We start from the raw sequence: 21667 nt of genomic DNA, 5'->3' as shown, positions 1-21667 counted from the left end.
GAGGGTTTATCCGACCCGTCTCCGCTGGCACCGAAGCGGTGCCACGCTACAGTTAGCAAGCTGTAAACAGCTCGCACGAATTTTCTAAAAGTACGCCGCAGGAGAGACTCGCAATGGCTCAGCAGGTGAGTGGTCGCCAACCTCGCTATAAACGCATTTTGCTCAAACTTAGCGGCGAGGCCCTGATGGGCTCGGAAGACTTCGGGATCGACCCGAAGGTACTGGATCGCATGGCCCTTGAAGTCGGCCAGCTGGTAGGGATCGGTGTCCAGGTCGGCCTGGTGATCGGTGGTGGCAACCTGTTCCGTGGTGCCGCGCTCAGTGCGGCCGGCATGGATCGCGTCACCGGTGACCACATGGGCATGCTCGCCACCGTGATGAACGGCCTGGCCATGCGCGATGCGCTGGAGCGCTCGAACATCCCGGCCCTGGTGATGTCGGCCATCTCCATGGTGGGCGTGACCGACCATTACGATCGTCGCAAAGCTATTCGCCACCTCAACTCCGGGGATGTGGTAATTTTCTCCGCCGGTACCGGCAACCCGTTCTTCACCACCGATTCCGCAGCCTGCCTGCGCGGCATCGAAATCGATGCAGATGTGGTGCTGAAGGCTACCAAGGTTGACGGCGTGTACACTGCCGATCCATTCAAGGACCCGCATGCCGAGAAGTTCGATCACCTGACCTACGATGAGGTCCTGGATCGCAAGCTCGGTGTCATGGACTTGACCGCGATCTGCCTGTGCCGTGACCACAATATGCCGTTGCGGGTATTCAACATGAACAAGCCTGGCTCCCTGCTGAACATCGTAGTGGGTGGCGCCGAAGGCACTTTGATCGAGGAAGGCCAAGCATGATCAACGACATCAAGAAAGACGCCCAGGAGCGCATGGGCAAGTCCCTCGAATCCCTGGCTCGCAACCTGGCGGCAATTCGCACGGGTCGCGCTCACCCAAGCATCCTGGATGCCGTCAAGGTCACTGCCTGGGGCAGCGAGATGCCGCTGAACCAGGTCGCTGCGATTACCGTCGAAGATGCCCGTACCCTGAAGATCGTCGCTCACGACAAGAACCTCAGCGCGGCCATCGAAAAGGCCATCCTGACCTCCGACCTGGGCCTGAACCCATCCAGCGCCGGTACCACCATCCGCGTACCGATGCCGGCCCTGACCGAGGAAACCCGCAAGGGCTACACCAAGCAGGCCAGCGGCGTTGCCGAAGACGCCAAGGTGGCCGTGCGCAACGTGCGGCGCGATGCCCTGGGTGACCTGAAGAAGCTGACCAAGGATAAGGAAATCAGCGAAGACGAAGAGCGTCGTGCCGCGGACGAGATCCAGAAGCTGACCGACAAGTTCATTGCTGAGGTCGATGCCGCATACAAAGCCAAGGAAAAGGACCTTATGGCCGTCTAAGGCCGAGGTTTTTTAATGGAAAAGACCAAGCTGGCGGCACCTTCATCGGTGCCGCGTCACGTCGCGATCATCATGGATGGCAACAATCGCTGGGCGAAGAAGCGCCTTTTGCCTGGCGTTGCCGGGCATAAGGCCGGCGTCGATGCGGTGCGTGCGGTCATCGAGGTGTGCGCCGAGGCCGGGGTCGAGGTACTGACCCTGTTCGCCTTCTCCAGTGAAAACTGGCAGCGCCCGGCCGATGAGGTCGGCGCCCTGATGGAGCTGTTCTTCTCGGCCCTGCGCCGCGAGGCCAAGCGTCTCAACGAGAACAGGATCAGCTTGCGCATCATCGGTGATCGTTCGCGTTTCCATCCCGAGTTGCAGGCTGCCATGCGCGAAGCCGAAGCGCTGACCGCAGGCAACAATCGCTTCATCCTGCAGATCGCCGCCAACTATGGTGGTCAGTGGGATATCGCCCAGGCCGCGCAGCGCCTGGCGCGTGAGGTTCAGGCTGGGCATCTGCGTCCGGACGACATCACGCCGGGGTTGTTGCAAACCTGCCTGGCGACGGGCGATCTGCCGTTGCCGGACCTGTGCATCCGTACCGGCGGCGAGCACCGCATCAGCAACTTTCTGTTGTGGCAGCTAGCCTATGCCGAGCTGTATTTCTCCGACCTCTTCTGGCCGGACTTCAAACACGAGGCCATGCGCAAAGCACTGGCCGATTTCGCTTCGCGCCAGCGCCGCTTTGGGAAAACCAGCGAGCAGGTCGAGGCTGGAGCTCGTGCTTAATGCTTAAACAACGCATCATTACCGCGCTGATCCTGCTGCCGATCGCGGTGGGTGGGTTTTTCCTGCTCAACGGTGGGGATTTTGCCCTGTTCATCGGATTCGTGGTGACGCTGGGCGCCTGGGAGTGGGCGCGCCTGGCCGGGCTGATGGCCCAGCCGCTGCGCATCGCCTATGCGCTCGTCGTCGCCGGGGCGCTGATGCTGCTGTATATCCTTCCCGAGCTGGCCCCGTGGGTGCTGGGGGCGTCGGTGATCTGGTGGGCGCTGGCGACTTGGCTGGTGCTGACCTTCCCACGCACCAGCGAGCTGTGGGCGAGCGCCGCCTGTCGCCTGCTGATCGGCTTGCTGGTGCTGCTGCCGGCATGGCAGGGCTTGGTGCTGCTCAAGCATTGGCCGCTGGGCAACTGGCTGATTCTGTCGGTCATGGTCCTGGTATGGTCTGCTGACATCGGCGCATACTTCTCGGGTCGCAAGTTCGGCAAGCGCAAGCTGGCGCCGCAAGTCAGTCCCGGCAAGAGCTGGGAGGGCGTCTATGGCGGCCTGGCGCTGAGCCTGCTGATCACCCTGGTGGTCGGTCTGAATCGCGACTGGGGTTTCGGCCAGATCCTGCTGGGCCTGCTGGGTGCGGCGCTGGTGGTCATGTCGTCGGTGGTGGGTGACCTCACCGAGAGCATGTTCAAACGCCGCTCCGGTATCAAGGACAGCAGCAACCTGTTGCCTGGGCATGGTGGTGTGCTCGACCGCATCGACAGCCTGACCGCGGCCATCCCGGTGTTCGCCGTGCTGTTGTGGGCCGCCGAATGGGGTGTGATGTGAGTGCAGTGCAGCGCATCACCGTGCTCGGCGCCACCGGCTCGATCGGTCTCAGCACGCTGGACGTGATCGCCCGGCACCCTGATCGTTACGAAGTGTTCGCCCTCAGCGGCTATTCGCGCATCGACGAGTTGCTGGCCCTGTGCCTGCGCCATCGCCCGGCCTATGCCGTGGTGCCGGCCGCCGAGCAGGCCGCACGCCTGCGTGAAGGTCTGGCCGCTGCCGGCTGCGCCAGCGAGGTGCTGGTGGGCGAGGCGGGGTTGTGCCAGGTGGCAGCGGCCGCCGAGGTAGATGCCGTGATGGCCGCCATCGTCGGTGCTGCTGGGCTGCGTCCTACCCTGGCTGCGGTGGAGGCCGGCAAGAAGGTGTTGCTGGCCAACAAGGAAGCCCTGGTGATGTCCGGCGCGCTGTTCATGGACGCTGTGCGGCGCAGTGGCGCCGTGCTGTTGCCGATCGACAGCGAGCACAATGCGATTTTCCAGTGCCTGCCCGGCGACTATGCCCGCGGCCTGAGCCAGGTGGGTGTGCGGCGTATCCTGCTGACCGCATCGGGCGGGCCGTTCCGCGAGACGCCGCAGGCGGCGCTGATGGATGTCACGCCCGAGCAAGCCTGTGCTCACCCCAATTGGTCCATGGGTCGCAAGATCTCGGTGGACTCGGCCAGCATGATGAACAAAGGCCTGGAGCTGATCGAGGCTTGTTGGTTGTTCGATGCTGCACCTGCCAAGGTGGAGGTCGTGGTGCATCCGCAAAGCGTGATTCACTCGCTGGTCGACTACGTCGATGGTTCGGTGCTGGCCCAGTTGGGCAACCCGGACATGCGCACCCCTATCGCCAATGCCCTGGCGTGGCCTGAGCGCATCGATTCGGGGGTCGCCCCGCTGGACCTGTTCGCCATCGCCCGTCTGGATTTCCAGGCCCCCGACGAACAGCGCTTCCCTTGCCTGCGCCTGGCGCGGCAGGCTGCCGAGGCGGGCGACAGCGCCCCGGCCGTGCTCAATGCGGCCAACGAAGTTGCCGTGGAGGCGTTTCTCCAGCGGCGTATCCGCTTCCCGCAGATCGCGGGTATGATCGAACAGGTGCTCGACCAGGAACCGGTGGTGGCACTGCCTTCGCTGGACGCGGTGTTCGCCGCCGACCAGCGCGCCCGGGAGCTGTCCCGGGAATGGCTGAGGCGCCACGGCCACTGATGCCGCCGGCCTCCAGGTTCCGCTGAACGTCATTCGGAGATAGACATGACTGCGCTCTACATGATTATCGGCACACTGGTGGCCTTGGGTGTTCTGGTCACCTTCCACGAATTCGGTCACTTCTGGGTGGCGCGTCGTTGTGGCGTCAAGGTGCTGCGCTTCTCGGTCGGCTTCGGCACACCGCTGTTGCGCTGGCATGACAAGCACGGCACCGAGTTCGTGGTGGCGGCGATTCCGCTCGGTGGCTACGTGAAGATGCTCGACGAGCGTGAGGGCGAGGTGCCACCAGCGTTGATCGAGCAGTCGTTCAATCGCAAGTCGGTGCGCCAGCGTATTGCCATCGTCGCGGCGGGACCGATCGCCAACTTCCTCCTGGCAATCCTGTTCTTCTGGATCCTGGCCATGCTCGGCACCCAGCAGATTCGCCCGGTGATCGGCGCGGTCGAGCCTGGGAGCCTGGCCGCGTCGGCAGGCCTGATGGCTGGCCAGGAAATCGTCTCCATCGACGGCGAACCGACCAGCGGTTGGTCGGCGGTCAATTTGCAGTTGGTTCGCCGCCTGGGCGAGAGCGGTACCTTGCAGGTGGGCGTGCGTGATGATGGCGTGAGCGCCGAGCATCGCCTGCAGATCAAGCTCGACGCCTGGCTCAAGGGCGCCGACGAGCCGGATCCCATCCAGTCCCTGGGCCTGCGTCCTTGGCGCCCGGCGATTGCCCCGGTGCTCGCCGAGATCGCCCCGAAGAGTCCCGCTGCCGCTGCCGGCCTGAAAACCGGCGACAAGCTGCTGGCCCTCGATGGCGTGGCAATGAGCGACTGGCAGCAGTTGGTGGACGCGGTGCGCGCTCGTCCGGAAACAAAAGTGACTTTGCGTGTCGAACGCGACGGTGCACAGCTCGAGGTGCCGGTGACCCTGGCCCGTCACGGCGAGGGCAAAGGCTCCGGCGGCTACCTGGGCGCAGGCGTCAAGGCCGCGCAATGGCCGGCCGACATGCTCCGCGAGGTCAGCTATGGCCCGGTGGATGCGGTGGGCGAAGGCCTGTCGCGGACCTGGAACATGAGTGTGCTCACCCTCGAGTCGCTGAAGAAAATGCTGTTCGGGGAGCTCTCGGTAAAAAACTTGAGCGGACCGATAACCATTGCTAAAGTGGCGGGCGCTTCAGCCCAGTCCGGCGTGGGGGATTTCTTGAATTTCCTGGCCTACCTGAGCATAAGCCTGGGGGTTCTTAACCTGCTGCCCATCCCCGTACTGGATGGGGGGCATTTGCTGTTTTACCTGGTCGAGTGGGCGCGCGGTCGTCCGCTGTCGGATCGGGTGCAAGGTTGGGGGGTCCAGATCGGTATCAGTTTGGTCGTAGGGGTGATGTTGCTCGCCCTGATCAACGATCTGGGTCGACTATAAAAGCTTCGCTCAATTGCGAACCTGCCGCCTTTTCGCGGCAGGTTGTTTATTGCCAGTTGGAATAAAAGGACTTCATGAAACGTCTGCTGCTAACTGCGGTCATGTCCGCACTGATGATCGCTGAAGTTCACGCCGAGTCCTTCACCATCTCCGATATCCGAGTCAACGGCCTGCAGCGGGTGTCCGCCGGCAGCGTCTTTGGCGCCTTGCCCCTGAACGTGGGCGACCAGGCCGATGATCGGCGCCTGGTGGAATCGACCCGTTCGTTGTTCAAGACCGGGTTCTTCCAGGACATCCAGCTGGACCGCGACGGCAACGTCCTGATCATCAACGTGGTCGAGCGCCCCTCGGTGTCGAGTATCGAGATCGAAGGCAACAAGGCGATCAGCACCGAAGACCTGATGAAAGGCCTGAAACAGTCGGGCCTGGCCGAAGGCGAGATCTTCCAGCGTGCCACCCTCGAAGGCGTGCGTAACGAACTGCAGCGCCAGTACGTGGCCCAGGGTCGCTACTCGGCCGAGGTCGACGCCGAGGTGGTGCCGCAGCCGCGCAACCGTGTCGCGTTGAAGATCAAGATCAACGAAGGCACCGTGGCCGCCATCCAGCACATCAACATCGTCGGCAACAACGTGTTCGACGACGATACCCTGGGGCAGCTGTTCGAGCTTCACACCACCAACTGGCTGTCGTTCTTCAAGAACGACGACAAATACGCCCGCGAAAAGCTCTCCGGTGACTTGGAGCGCCTGCGTTCCTACTACCTGGACCGCGGCTACATCAACATGGACATCGCTTCCACCCAGGTGTCGATCACCCCGGACAAGAAGCACGTCTACATCACCGTCAACATCAACGAAGGCGAGAAGTACACCGTCCGCGACGTCAAGCTGTCCGGTGACCTCAAGGTGCCGGAAGACCAGGTCAAGTCGCTGCTGCTGGTGCAGCCGGGCCAGGTATTCTCGCGCAAGGTGATGACCTCGTCCTCCGACCTGATCACCCGTCGCCTGGGTAACGAAGGCTACACCTTCGCCAACGTCAACGGCGTGCCGCAGGCCAACGACGAAGACCACACCGTCGATATCACGTTCGTGGTCGATCCGGGCAAGCGTGCCTACGTCAACCGCATCAACTATCGCGGCAACACCAAGACCGAAGACGAAGTGCTGCGTCGCGAGATGCGCCAGATGGAAGGCGGCTGGGCTTCGACCTACCTGATCGACCAGTCCAAGACCCGTCTCGAGCGCCTGGGCTTCTTCAAGGAGGTCAACGTCGAGACTCCGCCGGTGCCTGGCACCGACGACCAGGTCGACGTCAACTACAGCGTCGAGGAGCAGGCGTCCGGTTCGATCACCGCCAGCGTCGGCTTCGCCCAGAGCGCCGGCCTGATCCTCGGCGGCTCGATCAGCCAGAGCAACTTCCTCGGTACCGGTAACAAGGTCTCCATCGGCCTGACCCGTTCGGAATACCAGACCCGCTACAACTTCGGCTTCGTCGATCCCTACTTCACCGCCGATGGCGTGAGCCTGGGTTACAACGCGTTCTACCGCAGCACCGACTACGACGACCTCGACGTCGACGTGGCCAGCTATGCGGTGGACAGCCTGGGTGCCGGCGTCAGCCTGGGCTACCCGATCAGCGAAACCTCGCGCCTGACCTACGGCCTGAGCGTGCAGCAGGACAAGATCAAGACCGGTAAGTACACCGTCGACGAGATCTTCGACTTCCTGGAAGAAGAGGGTGACAACTTCCTCAACTTCAAGGCCTCGATCGGCTGGTCCGAGTCGACCTTGAACAAAGGCGTGCTGGCGACCCGTGGTCACTCCCAGAGCCTGACCCTGGAATCGACCATTCCGGGCAGCGACCTGTCGTTCTACAAGCTCGACTACCGTGGCCAGTTGTTCCAGCCGATCAACAACGACTACACCCTGCGCCTGCACACCGAGCTGGGCTATGGTGATGGCTTTGGCGGTACCTCCGGCCTGCCGTTCTACGAGAACTACTACGCGGGTGGTTTCAATTCGGTACGTGGCTTCAAGGACAGCAGCCTGGGCCCACGCAGTACGCCAAGTACCGGCAAGAACGATGGTACCGTCCGTGACCCGGACCAAGACCCGCTGCCGTTCGGTGGCAACGTGCTGGTGCAGGGCGGCGTAGAACTGTTGTTCCCACTGCCGTTCGTCAAGGACCAGCGCTCGCTGCGTACTTCCGTGTTCTGGGATGTGGGTAACGTCTTCGACACCAACTGCGGTAGCAAGCCGGACTGCGCGAAGGTCGGTTTCTCGGACATGGCCAGCTCTGTGGGCCTCGGCGTCACCTGGATCACCGCACTCGGCCCGCTGAGCTTCAGCCTGGCGATGCCGATCAAGAAGCCGGACGACGCCGATACCCAGGTGTTCCAATTCTCTCTGGGCCAGACCTTCTAAGGTCGGCCCTTGCTCAAACAACGGTTTATCCAGGAGTGCATCGTGCGTAAGTTGACCAAACTGGCCTTCGTGGCCGCGGCGCTGGTCGCCACCCCGGCTTTCGCTGAAATGAAGGTTGCCGTGCTGAACTATCAGATGGCTCTGCTCGAATCGGACGCGGCCAAGAAGTACGCGGTCGATGCCGAGAAGAAGTTTGGCCCGCAGCTGACCAAGCTCAAGACCCTGGAAAGCAGCGCCAAAGGCATCCAGGACCGCCTGATCAAGGGCGGCGACAAGATGCAGCAGCAGGAGCGTGAGCGCCTGGAGCTCGAATTCAAGCAGAAGGCCCGCGACTTCCAGTTCCAGTCCAAGGAACTGAACGAAGCCAAGGCCGTGGCCGACCGTGACATGCTCAAGCAGCTCAAGCCAAAGCTGGACGGCGCTGTCGAGGAAGTGATCAAGAAAGGCGGCTACGACCTGGTCCTCGAGCGCGGTGCGGTCATCGATGTCAAACCTCAGTACGACATCACCCGCCAAGTCATCGAGCGCATGAACCAAGCGCGTTGATATGACCGTGACCATGACACTCGGCCAGTTGGCCGAGGCTCTCGGCGCCACCCTCAAGGGCGCCGAGGCCGTGCAGATTACCGGGCTGGCTACCTTGCAGGAGGCCGGCCCCGGTCAATTGAGCTTCCTCGCCAACCCGCAGTACCGCAAGTACCTGGATGACAGCCAGGCCGCGGCGGTGCTGTTGAAGGCGGCGGATGCCGAAGGCTTTGCCGGCAATGCCCTGATCGTTGCCGATCCGTACCTGGCATATGCGCGCATTTCGCACCTGTTCGATCCCAAGCCCAAGGCTGTGGCGGGTATTCATCCCAGCGCCGTGGTAGCGGAAGACGCCCAGGTCGATGCCAGTGCCTGCGTCGGGCCATTCGTGGTGGTCGAAAGCGGTGCACGTATCGGAGCCCATGTCACCCTCGGCGCCCACTGCGTGGTCGGCGCCCGCAGCGTGATCGGCGAAGGTGGCTGGCTGGCACCGCGGGTTACGCTGTACCACGACGTGACCATCGGCAAGCGCGTGGTGATCCAATCCGGCGCGGTGATCGGCGGCGAGGGCTTCGGCTTCGCCAACGAGAAGGGCGTGTGGCAGAAGATCGCCCAGATCGGTGGTGTGACCATTGGCGACGACGTGGAGATCGGCGTCAACACCGCCGTGGACCGCGGTGCCCTGTCCGACACCCGTATTGGTGATGGCGTCAAACTCGACAACCAGATACAGATCGCGCACAACGTGCAAATCGGCGACCACACCGCCATGGCAGCCTGTGTCGGGATCTCCGGCAGTGCGCGCATCGGCAAGCACTGCATGCTCGCCGGCGGCGTTGGCCTGGTGGGGCATATCGATATCTGCGATAACGTATTCGTTTCCGGAATGACCATGGTGACCCGTTCGATCACCGAACCGGGCTCTTATTCTTCCGGGACTGCCATGCAGCCTCTGGCTGATTGGCGCAAGAGCGCCGCGCGTATTCGCCAGCTGGATGACATGGCCAAGCGCCTGCAGCAGCTGGAAAAACGCGTCGATACCGTGACCTCAGGTGGCCAGCCGGCATCAGAAGGCTGATACCATTTCCTGAGCAAGAGTGAACAGTCGCTAGCTGGCTCCTCTTTGGATTGCAAAAGGAGCGTGCGGTCAGCCCCTGCGCTCCCTATTCTTATTACAGGCTTCCCCCCGAAATGATGGACATCAACGAGATTCGCGAATACCTGCCTCACCGCTACCCGTTCCTGCTGGTAGATCGCGTGACGGATCTGGACTTCGAGGCCCAGAGCATTCGTGCCTACAAGAATGTCAGCATCAACGAGCCGTTCTTCAATGGCCATTTCCCGGCGCATCCGATCATGCCGGGCGTTCTGATCATCGAGGCCATGGCCCAGGCGGCCGGCATCCTCGGTTTCAAGATGCTCGATGCCAAGCCGGCAGATGGCACGCTGTATTACTTCGTCGGGTCCGACAAGCTGCGTTTCCGCCAGCCAGTGCTGCCGGGTGACCAGCTGGTGCTCGAGGCCAAGTTCCTCAGCCGCAAGAGCATGATCTGGAAGTTCGAGTGCCGTGCGCTGGTCGACGGCAAGCCAGTCTGCTCGGCTGAGATCACCTGCGCGGAACGCTCCCTATGAGTTCGATCGACCCTCGGGCGATCATCGATCCGTCGGCCAAGCTGGCCGACGGCGTCGAAGTCGGCCCCTGGTCCATCGTCGGTCCCGACGTCGAGATCGGCGAAGGTACGGTCATCGGCCCGCACGTAGTGCTCAAGGGCCCGACCCGTATCGGCAAGCACAACCGTATCTACCAGTTCTCGTCGATCGGCGAAGACACCCCAGACCTCAAGTACAAGGGTGAGCCGACCCGCCTGGTGATCGGTGATCACAACGTGATCCGCGAAGGTGTGACCATTCACCGTGGCACCATCCAGGACCGCGCCGAGACCACCTTGGGCGACCACAACCTGATCATGGCCTATGCCCACATCGGCCACGACAGCGTGATCGGCAATCATTGCATCCTGGTCAACAACACCGCCTTGGCCGGGCACGTCCACGTCGGCGACTGGGCAATCCTGTCCGGCTACACCCTCGTGCACCAGTACTGCCATATCGGTGCCCATGCGTTTTCCGGCATGGGGACGGCCATCGGCAAGGACGTGCCGGCGTTCGTCACGGTGTTCGGCAGCCCTGCCGAAGCCCGCAGCATGAACTTCGAAGGCATGCGCCGCCGTGGCTTCAGCGATGAAGTGATCCACGCCCTGCGTCGTTCCTACAAGATCGTCTATCGCCAGGGCCTGACCGTGGAAGACGCGCTCAAGGAACTCGACGAGCTGGCGGGCCAGTACCCTGAAGTCGAGTTGTTCCGCCAGTCGATCCTGACCTCCGCCCGCGGCATCACCCGCTGACATGGCGCAGCTCTGTGTAGCCTTGGTCGCGGGTGAGGCCAGCGGCGATATTCTTGGTTCTGGCCTGATGCACGCGCTCAAGGCGCGTCATCCCGATGTGCGTTTCATCGGTGTCGGTGGCCCGCTGATGGAGGCCGAGGGCCTGAGCTCGTACTTCCCCATGGAGCGCCTGGCGGTCATGGGGCTGGTCGAGGTGCTTGGGCGCCTGCGCGAGCTGCTCAAGCGGCGCAAGGCGCTGATCCAGACGCTCATCGCCGAAAAACCCGATGTGTTCATCGGCATCGATGCTCCCGATTTCACCCTCAATATCGAACTGAAGCTGCGCCAGGCCGGGATCAAGACCGTGCACTACGTCAGCCCTTCGGTGTGGGCGTGGCGGCAGAAGCGGGTGCTGAAGATCCGCGAAGGCTGCGACCTGATGCTGACGCTGCTGCCGTTCGAGGCGCGGTTCTACGAAGAGCAGGGCGTACCGGTGCGTTTCGTCGGTCACCCGCTGGCCGACACGATTCCCCTGGATGCCGACCGTCAGGCCGCACGCCAGGCGCTGGGCCTGGGCGAGGGGCCGCTGGTGGCCTTGATGCCCGGCAGCCGGGGCGGCGAGGTGGGGCGCCTGGGCGCATTGTTCCTCGACGCCGCGCAACGTTTGCAACAGCTGGTGCCCGGCGTACGTTTCGTGCTGCCTTGCGCCAATGCCACGCGGCGCACTCAGATCGAACAGATGCTCGACGGTCGCAACCTGCCGCTGACCTTGCTCGATGGCCAGTCGCACCAGGCCCTGGCCGCTTGCGATGCGGTGTTGATCGCCTCGGGCACTGCTACGCTTGAAGCCTTGTTGTACAAGCGGCCGATGGTCGTGGCCTATCGGCTTGCGCCGCTGACCTACTGGATTCTCAAGCGGTTGGTAAAAAGCCCCTACGTGTCGTTGCCCAATCTGCTCGCCCAACGCGAACTGGTTCCGGAACTGCTGCAGGACGACGCCACCAGCGAAGCCCTGGCCCAGACCCTGGCGCCGCTGGTCGCCGATGGCCGCCAGCAGACCGAGCGCTTCGACGAGATTCACCGCACCTTGCGCCGCGACGCCTCCAACCAGGCGGCCGACGCGGTGCTGGCCCTGCTCGAGGACCGCTGACATGCAGATGGGACTGGATTTCAACCTGGTCGAGGACCTGGTCGCCGGCGTCGATGAAGTGGGCCGTGGCCCATTGTGCGGCGCGGTGGTCACCGCAGCGGTGATCCTCGATCCGGCGCGGCCGATCCTCGGCCTCAACGACTCGAAGAAGCTCACCGAAGCCAAGCGCGAAGCGCTGTTCGACGAGATCTGCGAAAAAGCCCTGAGCTTTTGCATTGCCCGGGCCGAAGTCGAGGAAATCGACCGGCTGAACATTCTCCAGGCCACCATGCTGGCCATGCAGCGTGCGGTCGAGGGGCTGAGCGTCACGCCCAAGCTCGCACTGATCGACGGTAATCGTTGCCCCAAGCTGGCGGTGCCGGCCGCACCGGTGGTGCAGGGCGATGCCAAGGTGCCGGCGATTGCCGCCGCGTCGATCCTGGCCAAGGTCAGCCGCGATCGCGAGATGAGTGCGTTCGAGCTGATCTACCCGGGTTATGGCATCGGTGGGCACAAGGGGTATCCGACGCCGGTGCATCTCGAGGCTTTGGCCCGGCTTGGCCCGACGCCGATTCATCGGCGCTCGTTCGCGCCGGTGCGGGCGGCTTGGGAAGCGCGTGAAGGCGTCACCAGCTCGCTGATCTAGAACCATCTGGCCCATTCGCGGGACAAGCCCGCTCCCACAGGTACTTCGCCTGGTGTGAAATGTGTGCGGGACCTGTGGGAGCGGGCTTGTCCCGCGAATGGGCTGCACAGCAGCCCAAAACCCCCGCCCTTTTACGCTACAATCCCGCCCTTGTCGTTCAGCACTGCTACAGGATCATCCATGTCGGTTCCCTTCGTTCACCTGCGCGTACACTCCGAATTCTCGCTGGTCGACGGCCTGGTGCGGATCAAACCGCTGGCCAAGGCGCTGGCCGGGATGAACATGCCGGCGGTGGCGATCACCGACCAGAGCAACATGTGCTCGCTGGTCAAGTTCTACAAGACCGCCATGGGCGCTGGCATCAAGCCGATCTGCGGTGCCGACATGTGGCTGGCCGGGGCGGACCCTGAAGCACCGTTGTCGCGGATCTGCTTCCTGGCCATGGACCCGAAGGGCTACCGCAACCTTACCGAGCTGATCTCGCGCGGCTGGACCGATGGCCAGCGCAATGGCCTGGTGATTCTCCAGCGCGAGTGGATCGCCCCGGCCAGCGAGGGCTTGATCGCCTTGTCGGCGGCCCGGGAAGGCGATATCGGCATGGCCCTGATGAACGGCCGCACGGAAGACGCCGAGGCGTTGCTGGGCGACTGGATGGCCATGTTCCCCGAGCGCTTCTATGTCGAGGTGCAGCGCACCAACCGTGCGGGTGACGAAGAGTACGTGCACGCCGCCGTGGCCCTGGCCGACAAGCTCGGCGCGCCGCTGGTGGCGACCAACGATGTGCGTTTCATCAAGCAATCAGACTTCGATGCCCACGAAACCCGCGTCTGCATCGGCGAGGGCTGGACCCTCGACGATCCGCGGCGCCCGCGCAACTACAGCGACCAGCAATACCTCAAGTCGGCCGAGGAAATGGCCGAGCTGTTCAGCGACCTGCCCGATGCCATCGCCAACACGGTCGAGATCGCCAAGCGCTGCAACATCCAGGTGCAACTGGGCAAGTACTTCCTGCCCGACTTCCCGACGCCCAATGGCATGGGGATCGACGACTACCTGCGCCACGTCTCCCACGAGGGCCTGGAAGAGCGCCTGGCGGTGCTCTGGCCCAAGGAGACCACGCCCAATTACGAAGAGAAGCGCCAGGTCTACCTGGACCGCCTGAAGTTCGAGCTGGACATCATCATCCAGATGGGCTTCCCCGGTTACTTCCTGATCGTTATGGACTTCATCAAGTGGGCCAAGAACAACGACGTGCCGGTTGGCCCCGGGCGGGGTTCGGGTGCCGGCTCGCTGGTGGCCTACGTACTGAAGATCACCGACCTCGATCCGCTGGCCTATGACCTGCTGTTCGAACGCTTCCTCAACCCCGAACGTGTTTCCATGCCCGACTTCGACGTCGACTTCTGCATGGATGGCCGTGACCGGGTGATCGACTACGTGGCCGAGGCCTATGGCCGCAACGCGGTGAGCCAGATCATCACCTTCGGCACCATGGCTGCCAAGGCGGTGGTGCGCGACGTGGCGCGGGTGCAGGGCAAGTCGTACGGCCTGGCCGACCGCCTGTCGAAGATGATCCCGTTCGAAGTCGGCATGACCCTGGAAAAGGCCTACGAGCAGGAAGAAATCCTCCGCGATTTCCTCAAGGGCGACGAAGATGCCCGCGAGATCTGGGACATGGCCCTGAAGCTCGAGGGCGTCACCCGTGGTACCGGCAAGCACGCCGGTGGCGTGGTCATCGCGCCTACCAAGCTCACCGACTTCTCGCCGATCGCCTGCGACGAAGAAGGCGGCGGCCTGGTGACCCAGTTCGACAAGGACGACGTCGAGGCCGCGGGCCTGGTGAAGTTCGACTTCCTCGGCCTGCGTACGCTGACCATCATCAAGTGGGCGATGGAGATCATCAACCGCGAGCAGGCCAAGAAGAACCTGCCCGACGTCAACATCGACTTCATTCCGCTGGACGACCGCAAGACCTACGAGCTGCTGCAAAAGGCCGAGACCACGGCGGTGTTCCAGCTCGAATCGCGGGGCATGAAGGAGCTGATCAAGAAGCTCAAGCCCGACTGCCTGGAAGACCTCATCGCACTGGTGGCACTGTTCCGCCCGGGCCCGCTGCAATCGGGCATGGTGGACGACTTCATCAACCGCAAGCACGGCCGCGCCGAGCTGGCCTACCCGCACTCGGACTACCAGTACGAAGGACTCAAGCCGGTACTGGCACCTACCTACGGCATCATCCTGTATCAGGAACAAGTGATGCAGATCGCCCAGGTGATGGCCGGCTATACCCTCGGTGGCGCCGACATGCTGCGCCGGGCGATGGGTAAGAAAAAGCCCGAAGAAATGGCCAAGCAGCGCGGTGGCTTCATCGAAGGTTGCGTTGCCAACAATATCGATGCGGACCTGGCCGGTAACATCTTCGACCTGGTGGAAAAGTTCGCAGGCTACGGCTTCAACAAATCCCACTCCGCCGCCTACGGGCTGGTGTCGTACCAGACCGCCTGGCTGAAGACCCACCATCCGGCGCCGTTCATGGCCGCGGTGCTCTCGGCGGATATGCACAACACCGACAAGGTCGTGGTGCTGGTCGAGGAAGTACGCAGCATGAAGCTGCGCCTCGACGCGCCGGACGTGAACTTCTCCGACTTCAAGTTCACCGTCAACAATGACGGCCGTATCGTCTATGGACTGGGAGCGATCAAGGGCGTCGGCGAAGGCCCGGTGGAGGCGATCGTCGAGGCGCGCGCGGAGGGCGGACCGTTCAAGGACCTGTTCGACTTCTGCGAGCGCATCGACCTCAAGCGGGTCAACAAGCGCACCCTCGATGCACTGATCCGCAGTGGTGCGCTGGACCGCCTGGGCCCGCACTTCCATGACGAGATCAAGGCCTACCACGCCAGCATCGATATCAACCGTGCAACCCTGCTCTCGGCGCTGGGTGAGGCCATCAAGGCTGCCGAGCAGGCGGCACATACCGCTGACAGTGGTCACGTCGACCTATTCGGCAGCATGTTCGACGAGGTGGATGTCGACGTCTACGCCAACCACCGCAAGGTCCGCGGGCTGACGCTCAAGGAGCGTTTGAAGGGCGAGAAGGACACCCTGGGCCTGTACCTGACCGGGCACCCGATCGACGAGTACGAAACCGAGATCCGCCGCTTCGCCCGCCAGCGCATCATCGACCTCAAGCCGTCGCGCGAGACGCAGACGGTGGCCGGCATGATCATTGCGTTGCGGGTAATGAAGAACAAGAAGGGTGACAAGATGGGCTTCGTCACCCTCGACGACCGCTCCGGGCGCATCGAGGCCTCGCTGTTCGCCGACGCCTACATGGCGGCCCAGGCGCTGCTGCAGACCGACGCGATGGTGGTGGTCGAAGGCGAGGTCAGCAATGACGACTTTTCCGGCGGGCTGCGCCTGCGGGTCAAGCAGGTGATGACCATGGAGGATGCGCGGACCAAGCTCGCCGAGAGCCTGCGCCTGAAAGTGGCGCACGATGCACTCAAGGGCGACCGCCTGAACTGGCTGGGCGAGTTGATCACCCGCCACCGAGGTGGCTGCCCGATCACGCTCGAATACACCGGCAGCGATGCCAAGGCCATGCTGCAGTTCTCCGATGAATGGTCGATCGACCCAGCGGATGGCCTGATTCAGGCGCTGCGTGACCAGTTCGGGCGTGAGAACGTCTTCCTGCAATATCGTTGAACCGACGAATTTTAATCTCGACCTGAATGCGCCTGATCCCTTAAGGTAGGGCGCCAAACGGATCAACCGGCCGGCCGCCTGGCCGTAGACCCAAGACGGATGCCTATGAACCCGAATTTCCTCGATTTCGAACAGCCGATTGCCGACCTGCAAGCCAAGATCGAAGGGCTGCGCCTGGTGGGCAACGACAACTCGCTGAACATCAGCGATGAGATTGCCCGTCTGCAAGACAAGAGCAACACCCTGACCGAAAGCATCTTCGGCAACCTGACTAGCTGGCAGATCGCCCGCCTGGCCCGTCACCCGCGTCGTCCCTACACCCTGGACTACCTCGAGCACATCTTCACCGAGTTCGAAGAGCTGCACGGTGACCGCCACTTCTCCGACGACGCCGCCATCGTCGGTGGTACTGCGCGCCTGGATGGCAAGCCGGTCATGGTCATCGGCCACCAGAAGGGCCGTGAAGTGCGCGAGAAGGTACGCCGTAACTTCGGCATGCCGCGCCCTGAAGGCTACCGCAAGGCCTGCCGCCTGATGGAAATGGCCGAGCGCTTCAAGATGCCGATCCTGACCTTCATCGACACCCCGGGCGCCTATCCGGGTATCGATGCGGAAGAGCGCAACCAGAGCGAGGCAATCGCCTGGAACCTGCGCGTCATGGCCCGCTTGAAAACCCCGATCATCGCCACCGTGATCGGCGAGGGCGGTTCCGGCGGTGCACTGGCCATTGGCGTGTGCGACCAGCTGAACATGCTGCAGTACTCCACCTATTCGGTGATCTCGCCGGAAGGATGCGCCTCGATCCTGTGGAAGACTGCCGACAAGGCAGCCGATGCCGCCGAGGCCATGGGCATCACCGCCGATCGCCTGAAGAGCCTGAACATCGTCGACAAGGTGATCCAGGAGCCGCTGGGCGGCGCCCACCGCGATCCGGCGAAAATGTCCGAAAGCATTCGTGCCGACCTGGTCGAGCAACTGGAGATGCTGGGCAAGTTCGACAACGACGCGCTGCTGGCCCGTCGCTACGAGCGACTGATGAGCTACGGCCTCTGAGAGATCGCCGGGGCCGCATCGCGGCCCATTCGCGGGCAAGCCCGCTCCCACAAGGTCTGCGCTGCACATGAGGCTTGCGCTGTACCTGCGGGAGCGGGCTTGCCCGCGAATGCGGTATCGAACCGTTCGAGGTCCTGATGATTGATCTCACCCCCTGGCGCAACGCCCCCACCTGGTACATCGCCTTCTCCGGTGGCCTCGACTCCACCGTCCTTTTGCACCTGCTGGCTGACCACGCCCGTCACCAGGCCATCCCGCCGCTGCGTGCCCTGCACATTCATCACGGCCTGCAACCGGCCGCTGACGCATGGCCCGCGCACTGCCAGTCCGTCTGCGATGCGCTTGGCATACCGCTCCAAGTCATCCACGTCCAGGTCGCCCCCGGCGCCAGCCTCGAACAGGCTGCCCGTGATGCGCGCTATGCCGCCTTCGAACAGGTGATGAACCCCGGCGACGTCGTTTTCACTGGCCAGCACCGCGACGACCAGGCCGAAACCTTGCTCTTTCGCCTGCTGCGCGGCGCTGGCCTGCGTGGCCTGGCCGGCATGCCGGGGCAGCGGCCGCTAGGGCAGGGCAGCCTGGTCAGGCCGCTGTTGTCGATGAGCCGGGATCAATTGCACGGCTATGCCCTGGCCCATGGCTTGAGCTGGATCGAAGACCCCTCCAACTGCGATACGCACTTCGCCCGCAACTACCTGCGCGGCGAGGTGCTGCCATTGTTGCACCAACGCTGGCCGCAGGCCGCGCAGAGCATGGCGCGTTCGGCCGAGCACCTGGGCGAGGCGCTGGGCCTGCTCGACGAGATGGCCGAGGGCGACCTCGCCGCAGCCGAGGCGGCCGCGCCAGGGCCATGGGCCGGGCTGGACTCGCTCGAGCTTGCCGCGCTCGTCGCCCTGTCGCCGGCGCGCCAGCGCAACGCCCTGCAATACTGGCTGCGCCGCCGCACCCGGCTACCCGATGCACGCCACTGGTCAGGCTGGGTAGACCTGCGGGACGCTGCCATCGATGCCTGCCCCGCATGGCGCCTGGCCGATGGCCAACTGGCCCGCAGCCACGGGCGTATCTGGTGGTTGAGTGGCGACTGGCTCAGCTCTCCCGAAGGGCGACAACCCTGGGTACAGCCGAGCATCCCGCTGGCATTGCCCGACAACGGCAGCGTGAGCCTGCAGGCGCCGAGCCCTCTGGAAGGCCTGCATATCGCCTACCGCCAGGGTGGCGAGGTACTCGAACTGCCCGGTCGCGGTCGGCGCGATCTGAAGCGTTTGCTCAACGAGCTGCAGGTGCCGCATTTCATGCGCCCGCGCCTGCCGCTGCTGTACCAGGGCGAACGCCTGCTGGCGGTGGCCAACCTGCCTGGCCTGGCGCAGGCCGATTGCCAGCTGCACTGGCAGTTGCCGACGAACGCGCAAGGTTTGAGATGAAGGGTACATTCGGGTAGACTACCCTCCCTTCTTGATACAGCTTCTGTGGGTTCCTCGAAAACACAGCAGTTGCCGATTACCAAGCAGTTTTTTGCTGGGCTGATTCTTAAAATGACGAGCGAGCTCCATGCCGGGGATACCCCTGGTCTGTACAGACGCGGCAGTTTTTCGAGATGCACTGTGATTGACGCAGGTGATCGGGGGCTTCGGCCTTCCTTCGCTTTCTCCGGCGGCGCTGGCCGCCTTAACGCAGACTTCTAGGGTTTTTCATGACGCGCTACATATTCGTCACGGGCGGTGTTGTTTCTTCATTGGGGAAAGGCATTGCCTCGGCTTCCCTGGCGGCCATCCTGGAAGCGCGGGGGCTCAAGGTCACCATGCTCAAGCTGGATCCGTACATCAACGTCGATCCCGGCACCATGAGCCCGTTCCAGCACGGTGAGGTGTTCGTCACCCACGACGGCGCCGAGACCGACCTCGACCTGGGCCACTACGAGCGGTTCATCCGCACGACCATGACCCAGAACAACAACTTCACTACCGGCCGTATCTACGAGCACGTGCTGCGCAAGGAGCGCCGTGGTGATTACCTGGGCGCGACCATCCAGGTCATCCCGCACATCACCGACGAGATCAAGCGTCGCATCATCAAGGGCGCCGGCGATGCCGACGTGGCCCTGGTGGAGATCGGCGGTACCGTGGGTGACATCGAGTCGCAGCCGTTCCTCGAGGCGATCCGCCAGCTGCGTGTCGAAGTGGGCTCCAAGCGCGCCATGCTGATGCACCTGACCTTGGTCCCGTACATCGCCACCGCCGGCGAGACCAAGACCAAGCCGACCCAGCACTCGGTCAAGGAACTGCGTTCCATCGGCCTGCAGCCTGACGTGCTGATCTGCCGCTCCGACCACCCGGTCGATGCTTCTTCGCGCCGCAAGATCGCGCTGTTCACCAACGTCGAAGAGCGTGCGGTGATCTCCCTGGAAGACGTCGACACCATCTACAAGATTCCTGGCGTGCTGCACGCCCAGGGCCTGGACGACTTCGTCGTCGAGCGCTTCGGTCTGCAGTGCAACAGCGCCGACCTGTCCGAGTGGGACCAGGTCGTCGATGCCAAGCTCAATCCCGAGCAGGAAGTGACCATCGCCATGGTCGGCAAGTACATGGAGCTGCTGGATGCGTACAAGTCGCTGATCGAAGCGATGAGCCACGCCGGCATCACCAACCGTACCAAGGTCAACCTGCGCTACATCGATTCCGAAGACATCGAGAACCAGGGCACCAGCCTGCTCGAAGGTGCCGATGCCATCCTCGTTCCGGGCGGTTTCGGCCTGCGCGGCGTCGAAGGCAAGATCACCGCGGTGCAATACGCCCGTGAGAACAAGGTGCCGTACCTGGGTATCTGCCTGGGCATGCAGGTGGCCGTGATCGAGTTCGCCCGTAACGTGATGGGCTGGAAAGACGCCAACTCCACCGAGTTCGACCGTAACAGCGGCCACCCGGTCGTCGGCCTGATCACCGAGTGGGCCGATGCTACCGGCGCAGTCGAGACCCGTACCGAAGCTTCCGACCTGGGCGGCACCATGCGTCTGGGCGCACAGGACTGCCAGCTGGCTGCCGGTTCCAAGGTGCACGATTGCTACGGCAAGGACATCATCACCGAGCGTCACCGCCACCGTTACGAGGTCAACAACAACCTGCTGCCGCAGCTGGTCGATGCTGGCCTGGTGGTTTCCGGTCGTTCCGAGGACGGCGCGCTGGTCGAAGTGGTCGAGTCCAAGGATCACCCATGGTTCGTCGCCTGCCAGTTCCACCCCGAGTTCACCTCGACCCCGCGTGACGGCCATCCGCTGTTCAGCGGCTTCGTCAAGGCAGCCCTGGCACAGAAGAACAAGGCCTGATTCATGACCCAGAAGATCATTCGCGTCGGTAACATCGAGATCGCCAACGACAAGCCGTTCGTGCTGTTCGGCGGCATGAACGTGCTGGAGTCCCGCGACCTGGCATTGAAAGTCTGCGAAGAGTACGTGCGGGTTACCGAGAAGCTCGGCATTCCCTATGTGTTCAAGGCCAGCTTCGACAAGGCCAACCGTTCGTCGGTCACCTCGTACCGCGGTCCGGGCATGGAAGAAGGGCTGAAGATCTTCGAGGAGATCAAGCAGACCTTCAACGTGCCGGTGATCACCGACGTACACGAGCCCTACCAGTGCGAACCGGTGGCCAAGGTGTGCGACATCATCCAGCTGCCGGCCTTCCTGTCGCGCCAGACCGACCTGGTGGTCGCCATGGCCAAGACCGGCGCGGTGATCAACATCAAGAAAGCCCAGTTCCTCGCGCCCCAGGAAATGAAGCACATCCTGGCCAAGTGCGTGGAAGCCGGTAACGATCAACTGATTCTCTGCGAGCGTGGTTCCAGCTTCGGTTACAACAACCTGGTGGTGGACATGCTCGGCTTCGGCATCATGAAGCAGTTCGAATACCCGGTGTTCTTCGACGTGACCCATTCCCTGCAAACGCCAGGTGGCCGCGCCGATTCCGCCGGTGGCCGCCGCGCCCAGGTCACCGACCTGGCCAAGGCCGGTATGAGCCAGGGCCTGGCTGGCCTGTTCCTCGAAGCCCACCCCGACCCGGACAACGCCAAGTGCGATGGCCCATGCGCGCTGCGCCTGGACAAACTGGAGCCATTCCTGGCCCAGCTCAAGCAATTGGACGACCTGGTCAAGAGTTTTCCGACGGTAGAAACCGCGTAAAGCTCATTTCTCGGGTAAAGTACCGCCCGTTTCCCCCTGACCTGCCGGTCAG

At 63.2% G+C, this 21667-nt stretch carries 18 protein-coding genes; all 18 read left to right on the top strand.

Going from position 1 to position 21667, the window contains the following annotated elements; translation table 11 throughout:
- The first annotated feature begins 113 nt into the window (after window positions 1-113).
- The 18 genes from pyrH to kdsA all read left to right on the top strand — a co-directional run bounded on the left by pyrH (window position 114) and on the right by kdsA (window position 21615).
- Window positions 114-857: a UMP kinase gene (gene pyrH / locus E6B08_RS24360; protein WP_136916302.1), complete on the top strand. Its 744-nt coding sequence runs from the start codon at window positions 114-116 to the stop codon at window positions 855-857.
- Window positions 854-1411: a ribosome recycling factor gene (gene frr / locus E6B08_RS24355; RefSeq protein ID WP_136916301.1), complete on the top strand. Its 558-nt coding sequence runs from the start codon at window positions 854-856 to the stop codon at window positions 1409-1411. Before pyrH ends, frr begins: the two co-directional genes overlap by 4 nt.
- 15 nt (window positions 1412-1426) lie before the next feature.
- On the top strand, window positions 1427-2182 hold the full coding sequence (gene uppS, locus E6B08_RS24350) for a polyprenyl diphosphate synthase (RefSeq protein ID WP_136916300.1): 756 nt from the start codon (window positions 1427-1429) through the stop codon (window positions 2180-2182).
- A complete protein-coding gene (locus E6B08_RS24345; protein ID WP_136916299.1) occupies window positions 2182-2997 on the top strand; it encodes a phosphatidate cytidylyltransferase in 816 nt (271 codons plus the stop codon). The genes uppS and E6B08_RS24345 overlap by 1 nt, the downstream gene beginning before the upstream one ends.
- Window positions 2994-4184, top strand: a complete 1191-nt coding sequence (gene ispC, locus E6B08_RS24340; protein ID WP_136916298.1) for a 1-deoxy-D-xylulose-5-phosphate reductoisomerase — start codon at window positions 2994-2996, stop codon at window positions 4182-4184. Before E6B08_RS24345 ends, ispC begins: the two co-directional genes overlap by 4 nt.
- 45 nt (window positions 4185-4229) lie before the next feature.
- On the top strand, window positions 4230-5582 hold the full coding sequence (gene rseP / locus E6B08_RS24335; protein WP_136916297.1) for an RIP metalloprotease RseP: 1353 nt from the start codon (window positions 4230-4232) through the stop codon (window positions 5580-5582).
- A gap of 74 nt (window positions 5583-5656) precedes the next feature.
- Window positions 5657-8005, top strand: coding sequence for an outer membrane protein assembly factor BamA (bamA, locus tag E6B08_RS24330; RefSeq protein WP_136916296.1), 2349 nt, complete (start codon window positions 5657-5659; stop codon window positions 8003-8005).
- A gap of 42 nt (window positions 8006-8047) precedes the next feature.
- Window positions 8048-8551: an OmpH family outer membrane protein gene (locus E6B08_RS24325; protein ID WP_136916295.1), complete on the top strand. Its 504-nt coding sequence runs from the start codon at window positions 8048-8050 to the stop codon at window positions 8549-8551.
- Window position 8552: 1 nt separating this feature from the next.
- Complete coding sequence (gene lpxD, locus E6B08_RS24320) at window positions 8553-9608, top strand: UDP-3-O-(3-hydroxymyristoyl)glucosamine N-acyltransferase (protein ID WP_136916294.1); 1056 nt, start codon at window positions 8553-8555, stop codon at window positions 9606-9608.
- A 113-nt stretch (window positions 9609-9721) separates the two neighbouring features.
- Window positions 9722-10162 (top strand): 3-hydroxyacyl-ACP dehydratase FabZ, encoded by a 441-nt coding sequence (fabZ, locus tag E6B08_RS24315; RefSeq protein ID WP_003252314.1) that lies wholly within the window; start codon window positions 9722-9724, stop codon window positions 10160-10162.
- Window positions 10159-10935: an acyl-ACP--UDP-N-acetylglucosamine O-acyltransferase gene (lpxA, locus tag E6B08_RS24310; RefSeq protein ID WP_136916293.1), complete on the top strand. Its 777-nt coding sequence runs from the start codon at window positions 10159-10161 to the stop codon at window positions 10933-10935. Before fabZ ends, lpxA begins: the two co-directional genes overlap by 4 nt.
- Before the next feature lies 1 nt (window position 10936).
- The gene (gene lpxB, locus E6B08_RS24305; protein WP_136916292.1) at window positions 10937-12064 is read left to right on the top strand and encodes a lipid-A-disaccharide synthase; all 1128 of its coding nucleotides are present in this window, start codon (window positions 10937-10939) and stop codon (window positions 12062-12064) included.
- A 1-nt stretch (window position 12065) separates the two neighbouring features.
- The gene (rnhB, locus tag E6B08_RS24300) at window positions 12066-12689 is read left to right on the top strand and encodes a ribonuclease HII (protein ID WP_136916291.1); all 624 of its coding nucleotides are present in this window, start codon (window positions 12066-12068) and stop codon (window positions 12687-12689) included.
- Between the two features lie 180 nt (window positions 12690-12869).
- Entirely contained in the window at window positions 12870-16394 is a 3525-nt protein-coding gene (gene dnaE, locus E6B08_RS24295; protein WP_136916290.1) for a DNA polymerase III subunit alpha, read from the top strand.
- Between the two features lie 105 nt (window positions 16395-16499).
- Window positions 16500-17447 (top strand): acetyl-CoA carboxylase carboxyl transferase subunit alpha, encoded by a 948-nt coding sequence (locus E6B08_RS24290; protein ID WP_136916289.1) that lies wholly within the window; start codon window positions 16500-16502, stop codon window positions 17445-17447.
- A gap of 137 nt (window positions 17448-17584) precedes the next feature.
- The gene (gene tilS, locus E6B08_RS24285; RefSeq protein ID WP_136916288.1) at window positions 17585-18868 is read left to right on the top strand and encodes a tRNA lysidine(34) synthetase TilS; all 1284 of its coding nucleotides are present in this window, start codon (window positions 17585-17587) and stop codon (window positions 18866-18868) included.
- A gap of 269 nt (window positions 18869-19137) precedes the next feature.
- Window positions 19138-20766 (top strand): CTP synthase, encoded by a 1629-nt coding sequence (locus E6B08_RS24280; RefSeq protein ID WP_136916287.1) that lies wholly within the window; start codon window positions 19138-19140, stop codon window positions 20764-20766.
- A gap of 3 nt (window positions 20767-20769) precedes the next feature.
- Entirely contained in the window at window positions 20770-21615 is an 846-nt protein-coding gene (gene kdsA, locus E6B08_RS24275; RefSeq protein WP_136916286.1) for a 3-deoxy-8-phosphooctulonate synthase, read from the top strand.
- The last annotated feature ends 52 nt before the right edge of the window (window positions 21616-21667 follow it).

Origin of the sequence: Pseudomonas putida (assembly GCF_005080685.1) — a bacterium.
Lineage (GTDB): Bacteria > Pseudomonadota > Gammaproteobacteria > Pseudomonadales > Pseudomonadaceae > Aquipseudomonas > Aquipseudomonas putida_V.
The sequence above is the reverse complement of the archived record's forward strand: the minus strand, read 5'-3'. Positions and strand labels throughout refer to the sequence as shown.

What these genes read in the sequence shown, in the direction of transcription:
- pyrH (WP_136916302.1), top strand. Translation starts at nt 114, where the DNA reads ATGGCTCAGCAGGTGAGTGGTCGCCAACCTCGCTATAAACGCATTTTG.
- lpxD (WP_136916294.1), top strand. Translation starts at nt 8,553, where the DNA reads ATGACCGTGACCATGACACTCGGCCAGTTGGCCGAGGCTCTCGGCGCC.
- E6B08_RS24280 (WP_136916287.1), top strand. Translation starts at nt 19,138, where the DNA reads ATGACGCGCTACATATTCGTCACGGGCGGTGTTGTTTCTTCATTGGGG.
- fabZ (WP_003252314.1), top strand. Translation starts at nt 9,722, where the DNA reads ATGATGGACATCAACGAGATTCGCGAATACCTGCCTCACCGCTACCCG.
- uppS (WP_136916300.1), top strand. Translation starts at nt 1,427, where the DNA reads ATGGAAAAGACCAAGCTGGCGGCACCTTCATCGGTGCCGCGTCACGTC.
- rnhB (WP_136916291.1), top strand. Translation starts at nt 12,066, where the DNA reads ATGCAGATGGGACTGGATTTCAACCTGGTCGAGGACCTGGTCGCCGGC.
- kdsA (WP_136916286.1), top strand. Translation starts at nt 20,770, where the DNA reads ATGACCCAGAAGATCATTCGCGTCGGTAACATCGAGATCGCCAACGAC.
- dnaE (WP_136916290.1), top strand. Translation starts at nt 12,870, where the DNA reads ATGTCGGTTCCCTTCGTTCACCTGCGCGTACACTCCGAATTCTCGCTG.
- frr (WP_136916301.1), top strand. Translation starts at nt 854, where the DNA reads ATGATCAACGACATCAAGAAAGACGCCCAGGAGCGCATGGGCAAGTCC.
- E6B08_RS24345 (WP_136916299.1), top strand. Translation starts at nt 2,182, where the DNA reads ATGCTTAAACAACGCATCATTACCGCGCTGATCCTGCTGCCGATCGCG.
- tilS (WP_136916288.1), top strand. Translation starts at nt 17,585, where the DNA reads ATGATTGATCTCACCCCCTGGCGCAACGCCCCCACCTGGTACATCGCC.
- rseP (WP_136916297.1), top strand. Translation starts at nt 4,230, where the DNA reads ATGACTGCGCTCTACATGATTATCGGCACACTGGTGGCCTTGGGTGTT.
- E6B08_RS24290 (WP_136916289.1), top strand. Translation starts at nt 16,500, where the DNA reads ATGAACCCGAATTTCCTCGATTTCGAACAGCCGATTGCCGACCTGCAA.
- lpxB (WP_136916292.1), top strand. Translation starts at nt 10,937, where the DNA reads ATGGCGCAGCTCTGTGTAGCCTTGGTCGCGGGTGAGGCCAGCGGCGAT.
- lpxA (WP_136916293.1), top strand. Translation starts at nt 10,159, where the DNA reads ATGAGTTCGATCGACCCTCGGGCGATCATCGATCCGTCGGCCAAGCTG.
- bamA (WP_136916296.1), top strand. Translation starts at nt 5,657, where the DNA reads ATGAAACGTCTGCTGCTAACTGCGGTCATGTCCGCACTGATGATCGCT.